Annotated in this window: 11 protein-coding genes and 1 other RNA gene; 3 read left to right on the top strand and 9 right to left on the bottom strand. The window is 70.5% G+C overall.

Annotated features, from left to right (window positions below; all coding sequences use genetic code 11):
• Position 1: 1 nt before the first annotated feature.
• The 9 genes from recR to ffs form a co-directional block, all read right to left on the bottom strand.
• Positions 2-595 carry a recombination mediator RecR gene (gene recR / locus KEC56_RS12540; RefSeq protein WP_175985348.1) on the bottom strand — a complete coding sequence of 198 codons (594 nt, stop codon included), beginning with the start codon at positions 593-595 and terminating at the stop codon, positions 2-4.
• Positions 595-2,868 carry a DNA polymerase III subunit gamma and tau gene (locus tag KEC56_RS12535; protein ID WP_227531210.1) on the bottom strand — a complete coding sequence of 758 codons (2,274 nt, stop codon included), beginning with the start codon at positions 2,866-2,868 and terminating at the stop codon, positions 595-597. Before KEC56_RS12535 ends, recR begins: the two co-directional genes overlap by 1 nt.
• Positions 2,869-2,945: 77 nt before the next feature.
• On the bottom strand, positions 2,946-5,429 hold the full coding sequence (locus tag KEC56_RS12530; protein WP_227531209.1) for a glycoside hydrolase family 65 protein: 2,484 nt from the start codon (positions 5,427-5,429) through the stop codon (positions 2,946-2,948).
• Entirely contained in the window at positions 5,426-6,181 is a 756-nt protein-coding gene (locus tag KEC56_RS12525; protein WP_227531208.1) for an HAD family hydrolase, read from the bottom strand. Before KEC56_RS12525 ends, KEC56_RS12530 begins: the two co-directional genes overlap by 4 nt.
• A gap of 48 nt (positions 6,182-6,229) precedes the next feature.
• Positions 6,230-7,453, bottom strand: a complete 1,224-nt coding sequence (locus KEC56_RS12520) for an acetate/propionate family kinase (protein ID WP_227531207.1) — start codon at positions 7,451-7,453, stop codon at positions 6,230-6,232.
• Entirely contained in the window at positions 7,450-9,552 is a 2,103-nt protein-coding gene (pta, locus tag KEC56_RS12515) for a phosphate acetyltransferase (RefSeq protein WP_227531206.1), read from the bottom strand. Before pta ends, KEC56_RS12520 begins: the two co-directional genes overlap by 4 nt.
• A gap of 53 nt (positions 9,553-9,605) precedes the next feature.
• Positions 9,606-10,205: a hypothetical protein gene (locus KEC56_RS12510; protein ID WP_227531205.1), complete on the bottom strand. Its 600-nt coding sequence runs from the start codon at positions 10,203-10,205 to the stop codon at positions 9,606-9,608.
• Positions 10,202-10,801, bottom strand: a complete 600-nt coding sequence (locus tag KEC56_RS12505; RefSeq protein WP_227531204.1) for a rhomboid family intramembrane serine protease — start codon at positions 10,799-10,801, stop codon at positions 10,202-10,204. The genes KEC56_RS12510 and KEC56_RS12505 overlap by 4 nt, the downstream gene beginning before the upstream one ends.
• Before the next feature lie 62 nt (positions 10,802-10,863).
• An RNA gene (gene ffs, locus KEC56_RS12500) (signal recognition particle sRNA small type) lies at positions 10,864-10,960 on the bottom strand.
• 103 nt (positions 10,961-11,063) lie between these two features.
• Between ffs and KEC56_RS12495 the strand changes: the two genes are divergently transcribed.
• From KEC56_RS12495 to KEC56_RS12485, 3 genes are read left to right on the top strand one after another with little or no spacing between them, the layout of a single operon-like run.
• The gene (locus tag KEC56_RS12495) at positions 11,064-12,059 is read left to right on the top strand and encodes an AAA family ATPase (RefSeq protein ID WP_227531203.1); all 996 of its coding nucleotides are present in this window, start codon (positions 11,064-11,066) and stop codon (positions 12,057-12,059) included.
• A 4-nt stretch (positions 12,060-12,063) separates the two neighbouring features.
• On the top strand, positions 12,064-13,260 hold the full coding sequence (locus KEC56_RS12490) for a DUF58 domain-containing protein (protein ID WP_227531202.1): 1,197 nt from the start codon (positions 12,064-12,066) through the stop codon (positions 13,258-13,260).
• On the top strand, positions 13,247-15,451 hold the full coding sequence (locus KEC56_RS12485) for a transglutaminase TgpA family protein (RefSeq protein WP_227531201.1): 2,205 nt from the start codon (positions 13,247-13,249) through the stop codon (positions 15,449-15,451). The genes KEC56_RS12490 and KEC56_RS12485 overlap by 14 nt, the downstream gene beginning before the upstream one ends.
• The last annotated feature ends 2 nt before the right edge of the window (positions 15,452-15,453 follow it).

Genomic DNA, 15,453 nt, shown 5'->3' with positions numbered 1-15,453 from the left:
CTCACAGGGTGCGCCGGCCCTCGAACGCGCGCCCGAGGGTGACCTCGTCGGCGTACTCCAGATCGCCGCCGACGGGCAGACCGGACGCCAGCCGCGACACGGTGATCTGCATCGTGAGCAGCAGGCGGCTCAGGTAACTGGCCGTCGCCTCGCCCTCGAGGTTCGGGTTCGTGGCGATGATCACCTCTTGCACGGTGCCGTCGGCGAGTCGCGACATGAGCTGGGCGATGCGCAGGTCGTCGGGGCCGACACCGGCGATCGGGCTGATCGCACCGCCGAGCACGTGGTAGAGACCGCGGAACTCGCGCGTGCGCTCGATCGCGGAGACGTCCTTGGCGTCCTCGACGACGCAGATGAGGGCCGGGTTGCGACGCGGATCGCGGCAGATCGCGCACCGCTCCTGCTCGGAGACGTTGCCGCAGATCTCGCAGAACCGCACACGCGCGCGCACCTCGGTGAGGAGTTCGGCGAGACGGGCGACGTCGAACGACGGCGTCTGCAGGATGTGGAACGTGATGCGCTGGGCGGACTTCGGCCCGATCCCGGGGAGCCGACCGAACTCGTCGATGAGCTCCTGAACGATGCCGTCGTACATCAGGCGAACCTCATCGGGGGCTCGTAGGGCTCTTCGCGCACGAAAGTCGCGCCGAGCACCTGGCGGATCACGGCTTCGCCGTATCGCTGCACGCCCCCGGGCGAACGCTCCGTGACGGCGGGCGCCTGGCGAGCCGGCGTCTGCGGGGACGGAACCTGCGGGGACGGAACCGGCGGGGACGGAGCCTGGGCGGCCGGAGCCTGCGCGGCCGGAGCGGCAGGAGCCGTGGCCGCGGGTGCCTCGTGCGGAGGCTCATACGGCGGCTCGTCATCGGGCGGCGGCGCCTCATCGTCATCCGGGAGCGGCGGCTCGTCGCGGTCGACCAGCCCGTCCTGCGGCGAGGGCGGTCCGGATGCCTCAACATCGGCCGGCTCGTCGTCGACGGGGAACTGCTGCTGCGGGGCGGATGCCGGGGCGTCCGTCGGGATCGCGGCGACTGCCCAATCGGTGACCGGAGCCGGGGACGAGCTCTCGGCCTTCGCCGTCGACGGCGAAGGCCGAGACGGCGCGGACTGAGCAGGGGCGGGTTGAGCCGGGGCGGTGCGGACGGGTGCGGTTGCAGCCGCCTCGGATAACGCCGTCGGCGGCAGTGGAGCCGGCCGGTACTTCACCTTGACGCCGAGCTCCTGCTCGATGGCCGCGCGGAGGTGATCGGATGCGCCGTTGCCGGGTGTCTGCCCCTTGAACTTGGCGAGGTCCTGCTGACTCGCGAAACCGACGGTGAGCACCTCGGTGCCTGCCTCGTAGTCGAGCGGCTGCACGGCGGTGACGAGCAGCCAGGACGTGCGGCTGACGCTCTCGAGCCTGCCGAGCACCGCCGGCCACACGGCGCGGATGCGGTCGATATCGACCGGGCCGGACGGGGCGGATGCCGGCGCCGCGGGCGCGTCGGATGCCGGGGTCGAGGTTTCGACTCGCTCCGCTCGCGGAGCCCGTTTCGTCTCGCCTTCGGCTCGCGGGGCGACCCGTGCAGAAGTTTCAGCGGTCTCAGCGGGAGCGGCCTCAGCGGGAGCGGCCTGCGCGGGAGCGGCCTGTGCGGGATCAGCCTGTGCGCGAGCCTGATGCGGGGCGTTGAGCGAAGGCGCCGCAGGCACCGAAGACGACCCTTCGACGGGCTCAGGGACGGGCTCAGCGGGCCTCGGCGAGTCGAAGCCGGCATCCGCAGACCCCTGCCCGGCGGCGTTGAGCACGCGGGCGATCATGAGTTCGAGGTGCAGCCGGGGCGAAGTGGCCCCGGTCATGTCGTCCAGAGCGGCACTGACGACATCCGCCGTCCGCGACAGGCGCGCGGCGCCGAAGGCGTTCGCCTGCGCGCGCATGCGCGCCAGCTCGTCCTCGGCGAGACCGCGCAGCACGGCAGAGGCCCCGTCGCCGACGGCGGCGATGACGATGAGGTCGCGCAGGCGCTCCAGCAGGTCGTCGACGAAGCGGCGCGGATCCTGGCCGGTCTGCACGACCCGGTCGATCGCAGGGAAGGCGGCTGCAGCATCCCCCGCGGCGAGCGCGTCGACGATCTCGTCGAGGAGCGCGCCGTGCGTGTATCCGAGCAGCGACACGGCGCGCTCGTACGACACCGAATCTCCGTCGGAGCCGGCGATGAGTTGGTCGAGCAGCGAGAGCGTGTCACGGGGCGATCCACCGCCGGCGCGCACGACGAGGGGCAGCACGCCCTGCTCGACCTTCACGCCCTCTTCACCGCAGAGCTTCTCGACGTATTCGAGCATCGCCGCGGGCGGGACGAGACGGAACGGGTAGTGGTGGGTGCGCGAGCGGATGGTGCCGAGCACCTTGTCGGGCTCGGTCGTCGCGAAGATGAACTTGACGTGGGCCGGTGGCTCTTCGACGAGCTTGAGCAGGGCGTTGAAGCCCTGCGGGGTGACCATGTGCGCCTCGTCGAGGATGAAGATCTTGAACCGGTCGCGGCTCGGGGCGAACGTGGCGCGCTCGCGCAGGTCTCTGGCGTCGTCGACGCCGTTGTGACTGGCGGCGTCGATTTCGACGACGTCCAGCGACCCGCCGCCGGATCGCGACAGCTCGACACAGCTCGGGCAGGTGCCGCAGGGCGTGTCCGTCGGGCCCTCGGCGCAGTTCAGGCATCGGGCGAGAATGCGCGCCGACGTGGTCTTTCCGCACCCGCGCGGGCCGGAGAACAGGTAGGCATGCCCGACCCGGTCGCTGCGCAGAGCCGTCATGAGCGGATCGGTCACCTGCGACTGCCCGATCATCTCCGCGAAGTTCTCGGGCCGGTAGCGGCGATACAGGGCTGTGGTCACCGTCCCAGCCTACGGCGTGCCACCGACACGTGCCCTTCTCGACCGAGATCGCTGTGGACGTGGTCCGGCCATGAGGATCAGTCCTCGTACGCGCCGATCAGCGGGATCGCGTTGGTGACGATAGGAACGGATGCCGAGATCCGCGTGCCGTCCTCCCGGCGGGCGCCCTCGAACTGTCCGAGACGCGGACGGTCGGGCAGCACGGGTCCCTGGTTCTCGAGTGCGATGACCGCATCGGTGCCGACGGCGGCCCAGTACTCCGCCCCGCGCACCGTGAACGTCACCGGCTCCCCCGAGCGCACGTGCACGCGCAGCTCCTCGCGGGTCACGGTGATCTGCAGGGCCGAGCGCTGCCACTGCAGCGGGAACGACAGCGACGGCCAGTCCGCCGGCAGCCGGGGGTCGAAGCTCAGCTCGCCGCCGTGATCGCGCATGCCGCCGAATCCCGACACCAGCGCGGTCCACACCCCTCCCGCCGATGCGACATGCACACCGTCCGAGGCGTTATGGTGCAGATCGCCGAGGTCGACGAACAGCGACTGCGTGAAGTACTCCAGCGCGAGGTCCTGGTAGCCGACCTCGGCCGCCAGCACGGACTGGACGACGGCCGAGAGCGTCGAGTCGCCCGTGGTCAGCGGGTCGTAGTAGTCGAAGTCGGCCCGCTTCTCCTCGGGCGTGAAGTGGTTGCCCTGCAGGAACAGGGCGAGCACGACATCGGCCTGCTTGAGCACCTGGAAGCGGTAGATCACCAGCGGGTGGAAGTGCAGCAGCAGCGGACGCTGGTCGTTCGGCGTGTTCTCGAGATCCCAGACCTCGCGCTCGAGGAACAGCGAATCCTGCGGGTGGATGCCGAGCCCCTCGCTGAACGGGATGAACATCGCCTCGGCCGCCCGGTCCCAGGCGTCGGCTTCACCGGCATCCAGTCCCGTGCGCTCGACGATGCCGGCGTAGGCCTGCGGGTCGTCCTGCTGGATCTCCCGCACCACTCGGGCGGCGAAGCGCAGGTTGAACCGTGCCATGACGTTGGTGAAGAGGTTGTCGTTGACGACCGTCGTGTACTCGTCGGGACCTGTCACACCGTGGATGTGGAAGGTCGCGTCACCGTTCACGCCGCGCCAGAACCCGAGCGTCGCCCAGAGCCTCGCCGTCTCGACCGCGATGTCGACGCCCTGACGGCGGAGGAACTCCTCATCGCCCGTGGCGCGGACGTACTTGCCCAGCGCGAAGCTGACGTCGGCGTTGATGTGGTACTGCGCCGTGCCTGCCGCGTAGTAGGCGGATGCCTCTTCGCCGTTGATCGTGCGCCACGGGAACAGAGCCCCCGCCTCGTTGAGCTGCGCCGCGCGACGGCGGGCCGCGGGCAGCATGAGCACGCGCGCACGCAGCGCGTTGCGCGCCCATTGCGGGCTCGTGTACGTCAGGAACGGCAGCACGTAGATCTCGGTGTCCCAGAAGTAGTGGCCGCTGTACCCCGAGCCCGAGACGCCCTTGGCCGGCACACCGGCCCCGTCGGCGCGCGCCGCCGCCTGCGCCACCTGGAACAGGCACCAGCGGACGGCCTGCTGCAGGTCGCCGTGCCCCTCGATGATGACGTCCGAGCGCTCCCAGAACGCGGCGAGCCAGGCGCTCTGCCGATCGAACTGCGCATCGATGCCCTCGACGGCCGCGCGGTCGAGGGACCGGCGGCAGCGGTCGACGAGCTCGCTCGCCGGAACGCCGCGGGACGTGTGGTAGCTGACGAGCTTGGTGATCGTGATGGGGATCCCGGCCTTGGCCTGCACGCGGAACACGTTCTTGGCAATGTCCGGCTCGATGAGGGTCCTGGCGCTGTATTCGTTGTCGGTGGCGATGACGTGGTCGGCGACCAGTGCGACCGTCATCCCCGAGTTAGCCACCTGGTAGGACAGCGCGGAGCGCAAGCCGTCCTGCCAGTACTCGACGGGTTCGAGCACACGCTCGGTGATCTTCTCGGTCTTGCGCGGGTCGAACCCGGCGGACTTGGCCACCGTCGGAGTCCCGGCGTACACGTCGCCGCCGTCCTGCCTGTTCAGCAATTGGCAGCTCACCGTGACGGGCGCGTCGGCGTTCTCGACCGTGACCTCGAGGCGCAGGACGGCGAGGTGGCGCTCCTCGAAGCTGACGAGGCGCTCGTCGCGGATCCGGATGCGCTTGCCGGACGGCGTCGCCCATACGAAGCTGCGCTCGAGCACGCCCCGGCGCATGTCGAGCGTGCGGGCGTACTCGCGCACCTCGGCCTCGTCGAACGAGATGGGCTCGTCGTCGACGTAGACGCGCATGACCTTGGCATCCGGGGCGTTGACGATCGTCTGCCCGACCTCGGCGAAGCCGTACGCCTGCTCGGCGTGACGGATGCGCCAGGTCTCGTGCAGGCCGTTGATGAAGGTGCCGTGCTCGTGAGCGCCGCGCCCCTCGATGTGGTTGCCGCGGAGGCCGAGGTAGCCGTTTCCGACGGCGAAGAGGGTCTCGGAGACGCCGTCCTCGCTGTAGCGGGTCTCGGTCAGCCGCCACGGGTCGACGGGGAAGCGGTCGCGATTGATCATGCGTTCTCCTGGTCGGTGTGCGGGTGAAGGAGCAGGCGGTCGAGGTCGTCGACGACGTGCGTGGCGCCGGCGGCTCGGAGGGCTGCGGCACCGGCGCCGCGGTCGACGCCGACGACCGTCGAGAACCCGGCGGCGGACGCGGAGGCGACGCCGGAGAGCGCGTCCTCGACCGCGACGCTGTCGCCGGGGTTCACGTTCAGCGCGACGGCGCCGGCGCGGAACATGTCGGGTGCCGGCTTGGACGCCAGCGCATCCCGCTCGGCCACCTTCCCGTCGATGACGACGGTGAAGAAGTCGCGGATGCCGGCGCTCTCGAGCACCTCCTCGGCGTTCTTCGAGCTGGACACCACGCCCTGCGGGATGCCGGCGTCCCTCAGCTGGCGGATCAGGGCGAGGGAGCCAGGGTAGGGGGCGATGCCGTCACGGCGCAGAGCCGTGGCGAAGGCCGCGTTCTTGCGGTTGCCGATCCCGCAGATCGAGTCGACCTCGGGCGCGTCGTTCACGTCTCCCCAGGGGATCTCGATGTTGCGGCTGCGCAGCAGGCTCGAGACCCCGTCGTAGCGCTTCTTCCCATCGACATGGGCGTAGTAGTCGGCATCCGTGTACTCGGGGGTGATTCCCCACTGGGCGAAGACGCCGTCGAACACGGCCTTCCAGGCGCGCATGTGCACCTCGGCCGTGGGCGTCAGGACGCCGTCGAGATCGAACAGGACGCCTTCTGCGCGGCGCAGATCCGGCAGGCTCTCAGGCACGCGGTTCTCCCATCGGTTCGGGGGCGGTTTCGGTCGGATGCACAGCGATCATGTCAGACTCAGCGCCTGACGGGCGATCTCGAGCTCTTCGTCGGTCGGCACGACGAGGACGTCGACCGTCGAGGCGTCCGTGGAGATGCGGCGGATGCCGGGCTCCCGTCGCTCGTTACGATCGTGGTCGATCCGGATGCCGAGGAATCCGAGGGTCGCGAGCGCCTCGGCCCTGACCCGTGCCGCGTTCTCGCCGACGCCGGCGGTGAACGAGATCACATCGACGCCGCCCAGCTGGGCGATGTACGCCCCGGCATAGGCGCGGAGGCGGTGGATGTACACGTCGAAGGCGAGGGACGCGGCCTCTTCACCCGCCTCGACACCGGCGAGGATCTCGCGCATGTCGATACGGCCGGCGAGACCCAGCATCCCGCTCTGCTTGTTCAGCAGCGTGTCGATCTCACTGCCTGCGAGCTCCGCGACGCGGCCGAGGTGCAGCACGACGGCCGGGTCGATGTCACCCGATCGGGTGCCCATGACGAGGCCTTCGAGCGGCGTCATGCCCATCGACGTCTCGACCGAGCGCCCGCCGTCGACGGCGGTGACCGATGCCCCGTTGCCGAGGTGGAAGACGATCTGCTTGAGTCCGTCCAGCGGCCGGTCGAGGAACGCGGCCGCCTGTTCCGAGACGTACTTGTGACTGGTCCCGTGGAACCCGTACCGGCGGATGCGGTGCCGCTCGGCGATCTTCCGGTCGATCGCGTAGGTGTACGCCGCAGGCGGCAGCGTCTGGTGGAAGGCGGTGTCGAAGACCGCGACGTGCGGAACGTCTGCGAAGGCGCGGCGTCCTGCGCGGATACCGGCGACAGCCCCCGGGTTGTGCAGGGGCGCGAGCGCGGAGAGGTCCTCGATGTTGATCTCCACGAGGTCGTCGATGAGCGTCGGGGCGAAGAAGCGCGCGCCGCCGTGGACGACGCGGTGCCCGACGGCGACCGGCGGATGCTCGCCCAGCTTCGGGCCGTGCTCCGAGAACTGCTCGAGCATCACCTGCACGGCTTCGTCGTGGTCGGCGATGGACCGCTGACTGCGATGCGTGGCATCCAGCACCGCCGGGGCGGGCTCGCCCGGGTCGGCGACGCGGCGAACCGTGTGCGCGATGTCGCTGGATTCCTGGCCGATGCGCTCGATGAGACCCTCGGCGAGCGGCACCTCGCGCGCCATGTCCATGAGGCTGTACTTCAGCGAGGACGAGCCGCTGTTGATGACGAGGACGACGCTCACGCGGAGCCTCCCTGTGCCTGGATCGCGGTGATCGCGACGGTGTTGACGATGTCGTCGACGAGAGCCCCGCGGGACAGGTCGTTGATGGGCTTGTTCAGCCCCTGCAGCACCGGTCCGATCGCGACGGCGCCGGCCGAGCGCTGCACGGCCTTGTAGGTGTTGTTGCCGGTGTTGAGGTCGGGGAAGATGAAGACCGTCGCGCGCCCGGCGACGGCCGAATCGGGCAGCTTGGCCTTCGCGACGGCGGCATCGGCGGCCGCGTCGTACTGGATCGGTCCCTCCACCAGCAGTTCAGGGGCGCGTTCGCGCACGAGCGCGGTGGCTTCGCGGACCTTCTCGACGTCGGCGCCGGAGCCGGACTCCCCCGTCGAGTACGACAGCATCGCGATGCGCGGCTCGATGCCGAACTGCTGGGCCGTCTGCGCCGAAGAGACGGCGATGTCGGCGAGCTGGGCGCTGGTCGGGTCGGGAATGACGGCGCAGTCGCCGTACACGAGCACGCGGTCGGCGAGCGCCATGAGGAAGACGCTCGAGACGACATCCACCCCCGGCTTCGTCTTGATGATCTCGAACGAGGGCCGGATCGTGTGCGCCGTCGTGTGCGCGGCGCCCGAGACCATGCCGTCGGCGAGGCCGAGATGCACCATCATGGTGCCGAAGTACGACACGTCGGTGACGGTGTCGGCGGCCTGGCCGAGTGTGACGCCCTTGTGTGCGCGCAGCCGTGCGTACTCCTCGGCGAATCGCTCGACGTGCTCCGGATCGGTCGGACTGAGGATCTGAGCTGCCGACAGGTCGATGCCGAGCGATGTTCCGCGCGCCCTGATCTCGGCCTCGTCGCCGAGAACGGTCAGGTCGGCGACGTCGCGTGCGAGCACGATCGCGGCGGCGCGCAGGATGCGGTCGTCGTCGCCCTCGGGCAGCACGATGCGCTTGCGGTCGGCGCGGGCGCGCTCGATGAGCCCGTACTGGAACATGAGCGGCGTGACCACGGACGACTCGGCGAGCCCCATCTCGATCGTCAGCTCGGTGATGTCGACGTGGGTCTGGAACAGACCGAGCGCCGCGTCGTAGCGGCGGTCGGATGCTGTGATCTTCCCGCGCGTGCCCATGATGCGGGCTGCGGTGTCGAAGGTGCCGAGGTCGGTCGCGATGATCGGGAGGTTCACATCGAATCCGTCCAGGAGCGTCACGATCGGCTCCGGCAGCTCGAACGGGCCGTTGAGCACGATGCCCGCGACTTCCGGGAACGTCCCCGATGCCGATGCCAGTAGGGCGGCGAGAAGCACCTCGGTTCGGTCGGCGGCGATCACGAGCACCGCGCGTTCGGTGATGCGCGGCAGCACGTTGACCATCGACATGCCCGAGATGACGACGTCGTACGCCTCGCGATCGAGCAGGTCGTTGTCGCCTTTGATGAGGCGTCCGTCCACAGCGGCGATGATGTCGCGCATCGACGGGGCGACCAGGGCGCGATCCTCAGGCACTGCCCACACGGGTGTCCGCTCCGTGTGCACGGCCTCGATCGTCTGCTGCAGCGCGTCGGGGTCAGCGCGGTTGACGATCACCGCGAACAGCTCGGCGCGCTCCGCCGTGAGTTCGGCGACCGCGAGCGCGGCGATCTGCGCGATCTGCGCCGGCGTGCGCGGGGTCGTCGTGCCGAGCTGCTCGGCCCGGTTCTGCTGGTCGCGCCCGGACAGCACCAGCAGCACGGGGGCGGCGAGGTTCGCCGCGATGCGTGCGTTGTAGCCGAGTTCTGCGGGGCTGGCGACATCCGTGTAGTCGCTGCCGAGGATGACGACCGCGTCACAGCGGGATTCGACCGACTTGAAGCGATCGACGATCGTGGCGAGCGCCGCATCCGGATTCGCGCGCACGTCGTCATAGGTGACGCCGACGCAGTCGTCGTAGTCGAGATTCACCCCGTCGTGGGCGAGCATGAGCTCGAGCACTTCGTCGCGTTCGTCGACGGATCGGGCGATCGGCCGGAACACGCCGACGCGGGGTGATACGCGCATCAGGGCGTCGAGGACTCCCAGAGCGATGGTGGATTTGCCGGAATGGCCTTCGGCCGAGGTGATGTAGATGCTCCGCGCCACGCATCCAGCTTAGGGCGCGGATGCTGTGGCCCGACAGAGTGCGCCCCTGTGCGCTACCCCGGACACGGCCCGGACAGCGCATCGACGAGTTCGGCGGCGCGCTCCTCGAAACGGGCGTAGTGCTGCGGGTCGGCGTTGATCTGCACGCGGTGGATCGCGATGGTCGGCTCGAGGTCCTGCCATCCGGCGAGACGGCCGAGGCGCGCGTAGAAGAGTCCGGCGGACGCGGCCGGGTCCATGCGCTCCTCGACGCTCCCCCACCAGTCCTGCTGCTGGAACAGGCCGATGCTGCTGGTGCGGCTGCCGTCCGGGTTCGTGACGCCCGAGGTCTCCCAGTCGCCGTAGTCGATGTTGTGCAGGCTGCTCTCGCCGATCGCGGCCATGACTCCGAGGATCTGACCGTCGCGCTCGAAGCCGCGATCGCGGGCGGTCGTGATGATGATCGCCGCGTTCTCGAGCTGCTCCCGGTCCCACCCGGCCCCGCCCGATTCCGGAAAGGTCGACGGCTGGGTCGCGCACAGCGACAGCGGGTCGCGCGAGGACGCCATCGGGATGAGCACGGCCAGCAGCGCCGCGAACGCGAGCACGCCGATGAGGATGCCGGGCAGCAGTCCGCGCCGGTGCGCCGGTCGGCGCTTCGTCCGCCGGCTCACGCGGACCGGACCCCGCCCCCGCGCACTCCCGCGAGAGCCGCGGCGCCGCCGCCGATCGCCCCGAACAGGTGCGCCTGCCACGACACCCCGGGCCCTGCGCCGATGATGCCGGCGAGCATCGATGCGCCGTACAGAACGATGACGATCAGCGCGATGAGGGCGTAGACGAGCCGATGCGCGATCGGCCGCGGCGAGAACACGCGGACGACCACGTACGCGAAGTAACCGAACACGAGCACGCTCGCCCCCACGGTCAGCGTGCCTGGCGCATTGATGAACCATGTGCCCAGACCACCGACGAGAGCCGCGACCGTCGTGACGAGCCAGAACCGCCCCGCTCCCTCGACGGCGACCAGGCAGCCGAGCACGAGCAGCGGCAGCGTGTTGCCGATCAGGTGCGCCCAGCTCGCGTGCAGCAGCGGACCGAGCACGAGACCGGGCAGACTCCCGAGATCCCACGAGCGCAGACCGAAGCCGGTGAACGAGCCGGGCAGGACCGCGTCGGCGAACTGGATCGCCCACATCAGCGCGACCAGCAGCACGGGCGGGGCGAACCGGGAGGCGGCAGAGCGCTGCGGACGAGCAGAAGTGGTCACACGTCGATCCTCGCAGGCGAACCTGTGACCCGCGCGGCGTCCGCGAAAGACGTCCGGAAAAGAGAAAGGACCCTCCGCGCACCCAGCAGAGCCCGGTTACCCTTGCTACGTTTCCGTCCTGGGGGAATTGGCCTGGATGCTGCCACGCGGAGAGCCGCAGGCCAGTCTACCTGCTCAGGCGGAGCCCGAAGAACCGCCGACCCTCTTGCCCCTGGCCGGGATACGATCGGAGGGACACCCGACGGCGGGCGAAAGGCAGCGCATGGACGATCCCGACCCGTTCGACGGCGCAGAGCGCCCGATCACCGCCGAGCAGTTCGCGACGCACACGTCGGCGATCCTGGCATCCATCAGCGAGGTGATCGACGGCAAGGAGGACGCCGTGCGCAGCGCGCTCGTGTGCCTGCTCGCCGAAGGGCACCTGCTCATCGAGGACGTGCCCGGCGTCGGCAAGACGATGCTGGCGCGTGCACTGGCCGCGAGTGTCGACGCCACGGTCCGCCGCATCCAGTTCACCCCCGACCTCCTGCCGGGCGACGTGACAGGCGTGAGCGTCTACAACCCCGTCGACCGCGAGTTCGAGTTCAAGCCCGGCGCCGTGTTCGCCCAGATCGTGCTGGCCGACGAGATCAATCGGTCCTCGCCCAAGACGCAGTCGGCGCTCCTGGAGGCGATGGAGGAGGGCCAGGTCACCGTCGATGGACGCACGCACATGCTCCCCGATCCGTTCCTCGTCGTCGCCACCCAGAACCCCCTCGAGATGGAGGGCACCTACGCCTTGCCCGAGGCGCAGCGCGACCGGTTCATGATGCGCATCTCGATGGGATACCCGGATGCCGCCGCGGAAGCCCTCATGCTCCGCCAGCGCGACAGCGTGAACCCGCTCTCCTCGATCCGACCCGTGGCGGATGCCGAGACCATCACCCGCATGATCGGATGGGCGCGCTCCGTGCATGTCTCCCCCGCCGTCGAGGAGTACGCCGTCGCCCTCGCCCAGGCGACCCGCAACGACCCGAGCCTGCACCTGGGCGCGAGCCCGCGGGCGACGCTGCAGCTCGTGCGCGCGGCGAAGGTGTGGGCGGCGCTGGACGGACGCGACTTCGTCATCCCCGACGACCTCACCGACCTCATCATCCCGGTCTTCGCCCACCGCCTGCTCCCGGCCCGCGGCGTGCACAGGGCAGGCGCGCAACCGGTCGAGGCGGTGCTGCGCCAGATCGTGGATCGCGTGCGCGTGCCGCTGACCGCCCGAGCCTGACGACATGCGATCGCGCAGACCCCTGACCGTGCGCGGCCTCGCCGCGCTGTTGACGGGCGTCCTGCTGGTGATCGCCGCGAACCTGCTGGCGGCGCCCGTCCTGCTGTACGTCGCCGTGCTGCTGTTCGCGCTCCTCGTGCTCGGGATCCTCGTCGTGCACGTGCCGCGGCGGGGCGGCTCGGTGACCCGGCGCATCTCGACCGACCTCCTCACGGTCGGCGAGACGTCGCAGGTCGCCGTGCGGTTCGATCTGCGCGCGCTGCGGGTGCCCTTCGGCACCTGGCGCGACGAACTGCCGGATGCCGTCACCGGCGACGCGGAGGGAGACTTCCCCACCGACAACGGCACGAGCATCCGCTACACGATGACCGGAGTGCGACGCGGCGTCTGGGCCGTCGGCCCGCTGTCGCTGCGCACGATCGACCCGTTCGGCTTCGCACAGCGCCTGCAGGACTTCGGCGACACCCGCACTGTGACCGTCGTCCCCGAGGTCGTCCCGCTCGCACCGCTGACCGGAGACACCGGCGCCGCGGGGGGCACCGCGCACACGGCATCCGCACGGCTCGGCCAGGGCAGCGACAACCTGTCTCCGCGGCTCTACGTCTCCGGCGACTCCATGCGGCGCATCCACTGGCGCGCCACCGCCCATCGTGGCAACCTCATGGTGCGTCAGGAAGAGGAGGAGTCCAGCCCCGACGCGATCGTCGTCCTCGACCGCGCCAGCCGGCGCTGGGCCCCGCACTCGGATGAGGTCGACCCCGGCTTCGAAGCGGCCGTGTCCGCCTGCGCCTCGACCGCCCTGCACCTGGTGCAGGAGGGGTACAGCGTCGATGTGCGGGACTCCGCGGGCAGCACCCTGGGAACGCTGCGCGGCCAGGAGGACGATCGGGATTCCCTCCTCGTCGCCCTCGCGATGGTGACACCGCAGGGCGAGACGCGCGACCTCGTCTCGCTGTTCGACGGAACCCCTCCCGGCCCGCTCGTGATGATCACCGGCCGGATCGACGAAGAGGATGCCGCGCTGCTGCGCCACGGCGGCGCGGGGACCCCGATCCTCCTCGCCGCCGAGCCCCTGCCCGGCGCACTGGAAGCCGCCGCTGCCACCGGCTGGTACACCGGCGAGCTCGACGACGTGTCCGCCGCGTGGGATCACGCCATCGCCGGCCACGTGGCACCCGGGGGCGGGCATGTTCCGCGCTGAGCCCCGCGCGGCCGGTCGCCCGGCGGTCGACTACGAGCGACGGATGCGCCCCCGCGACCGCACGCTCGCCGCCGCCGTTCTGTCCGTCTGCGCCGCGATAGTGCTCCTGTGGCCGTACACCTCCGTCGTCGTCGCCGGGCCCTGGTCGATCCTGAGCGTGACGGTGATCGTCGTGATCGTCGCGACGGGCATGGTCGTCCGGTTGATCCGCGGCGGCCGATTCGCCGACGGCGCACTGCCGTTCCTCGCGCAGCTGGTCGTCGGCACGGGCGCGCTCACGCTGCTGCTGGTGCCGCAGGGCGCACTGCTCGGCATCATCCCCACCGGCACGACCGTCTCCGCGTTCGGTCGGCTCGCCGTCCAGGCGCTCGACGAGGTCCGTCTCGGCACCGCGCCGCTGGCCGACACCCCGGGTCTGCGCACCATGCTCGCCGTCGGCTTCGCCCTCGCCGCGATCCTGCTCGATCAGCTCATCTCGGCGCGTTACGCCCTGCCTGCGATCATCCTGATCACCGCGATCGGCGCGATCCCGATGATCGTCGCGCTCGGCGACGCGAACGTGCCCTGGTTCGTCATGCTCGCGGTCATCTCGCTGTTCCTCCTGCGGCACAGCGTCCGCCACGACAGGCGGCGCCCACGACGCGCATCCGTCGGTCTCGCCGTCACGACGGGCGCTGCGGCGATCGCCGCCGCACTCGTCGTCACCCCGGTGCTCCCGATCTCGTCGACCTGGGTGGGGGTCGGCACGAGCACCCAGCTCGATCCGTCGTTGCGCCTCGGTGAGGACCTGCGCCGCCCCACGCCCTTCACGGTGATGACGCTGGCCACGAGCGCGGCATCCGCCCCCTATCTGCGGATCGCCACCCTGTCGGAGTTCGACGGCTCGACCTGGTCGTCCGACGACGGCGACGTGCAGGCTGTGACCGACGGATTCGGCGACCCCGACTGGACCGAGCAGATCGAGACGGTGCAGAGCCGCACGTCGATCCGCGTCACCGGGATCTCCGGCTCCTGGCTGCCCGTTCCGTATGCGGCCACGAAGATCGTCGGCGTGGCATCCGGATGGCAGATCATGCCCGACAACCGCACCGTGACCTCGGCGATCAGGGATGCCGCCGACGAGGACTACACCGTCACCTCCGAGGTCGTCGCCCCCACGCTCGAGCAGATCCAGGCCGCCGGGGCGACACCGGCGGACATCGAGGTTCCCGCCTTCATCGCCGACACGGCGAGCGAGGTGACCGCCGGCGCCACCAACGACTACGACCGGCTCATCGCGATGCAGAGCTGGTTCCGCTCCGAGTTCACGTACTCGCTCGACGCCCCTGTCGACGGCGACTTCGACGGGACGGGCACGGATGCCGTCGAGGAGTTCCTCCAGGTCCGCTCGGGCTACTGCATCCACTTCTCCGGGGCGTTCGCGCTCATGGCCGAGGCCCTCGACATGCAGGTGCGGATCGTCGTCGGTTACCTGCCCGGATCGATGACGGATGAGAAGCGCGGCGACGAGACGATCTACACGGTCAGCAGCGATCAGCTGCACGCTTGGCCCGAGGTGCACTTCGCCGGCATCGGCTGGGTGCCGTTCGAGCCGACCGCGTCGCTCGGCAACCCGACCGGCTTCCTCCCCGCGAACACGGGGGGCGGCTCGGTGTCCGACCCGACGTTGCCGGAGCCGTCGGCGACTCCGTCGAGCGAACCGTCGACCGCTCCGCGCGCCGAGCAGGACCCGGGGGCGTCGCAGACGCCGGGTGGCGACTCGTTGCAGCGGGTGGACCCGGGGCCTGTCGTCCTCGTCGGCGCCGGCATCCTGTTCCTGCTGCTCGTGCCCATGCTCGTGCGTCTCGGCGTCGGCGCCGCGCGCTCCGGACGCGCCCGACACGGCGACGCGGCGGCGGCATGGCAGGAAGTGCGCGCGACGCTCATCGACGTGGGCGTCTCGGTGTCGGATGCCGACACTCCGCGCATGCGCGGCGCGACGCTCGTCGAGCGCGGTGCCGATCCGGCGGCGGTCGACGTGCTCGTGGACGCCGTGGAGCGGTCGAGCTACGCCAGGGTCGCGGCCGCGACCGGGGATCTCTTACGGCCTGTTCGCCGGGTGACGGCGCAGCTCCGGCGGAGCGTCGACACGCGCGACCGCGTCACCGCGCGCCTGCTCCCCCGCTCGCTCGTCGCCAGGCGGGATCGCTGAGC

Origin of the sequence: Microbacterium tenebrionis (assembly GCF_020682665.1) — a bacterium.
Classification (GTDB): domain Bacteria; phylum Actinomycetota; class Actinomycetes; order Actinomycetales; family Microbacteriaceae; genus Microbacterium; species Microbacterium tenebrionis.
The sequence above is the reverse complement of the archived record's forward strand: the minus strand, read 5'-3'. Positions and strand labels throughout refer to the sequence as shown.

Excerpts from the sequence above, each read along its gene's own strand:
- KEC56_RS12495 (WP_227531203.1), top strand. The coding sequence starts at position 11,064 with ATGGACGATCCCGACCCGTTCGACGGCGCAGAGCGCCCGATCACCGCC.
- KEC56_RS12530 (WP_227531209.1), bottom strand. The coding sequence starts at position 5,429 with ATGATCAATCGCGACCGCTTCCCCGTCGACCCGTGGCGGCTGACCGAG.
- KEC56_RS12485 (WP_227531201.1), top strand. The coding sequence starts at position 13,247 with ATGTTCCGCGCTGAGCCCCGCGCGGCCGGTCGCCCGGCGGTCGACTAC.
- recR (WP_175985348.1), bottom strand. The coding sequence starts at position 595 with ATGTACGACGGCATCGTTCAGGAGCTCATCGACGAGTTCGGTCGGCTC.
- KEC56_RS12490 (WP_227531202.1), top strand. The coding sequence starts at position 12,064 with ATGCGATCGCGCAGACCCCTGACCGTGCGCGGCCTCGCCGCGCTGTTG.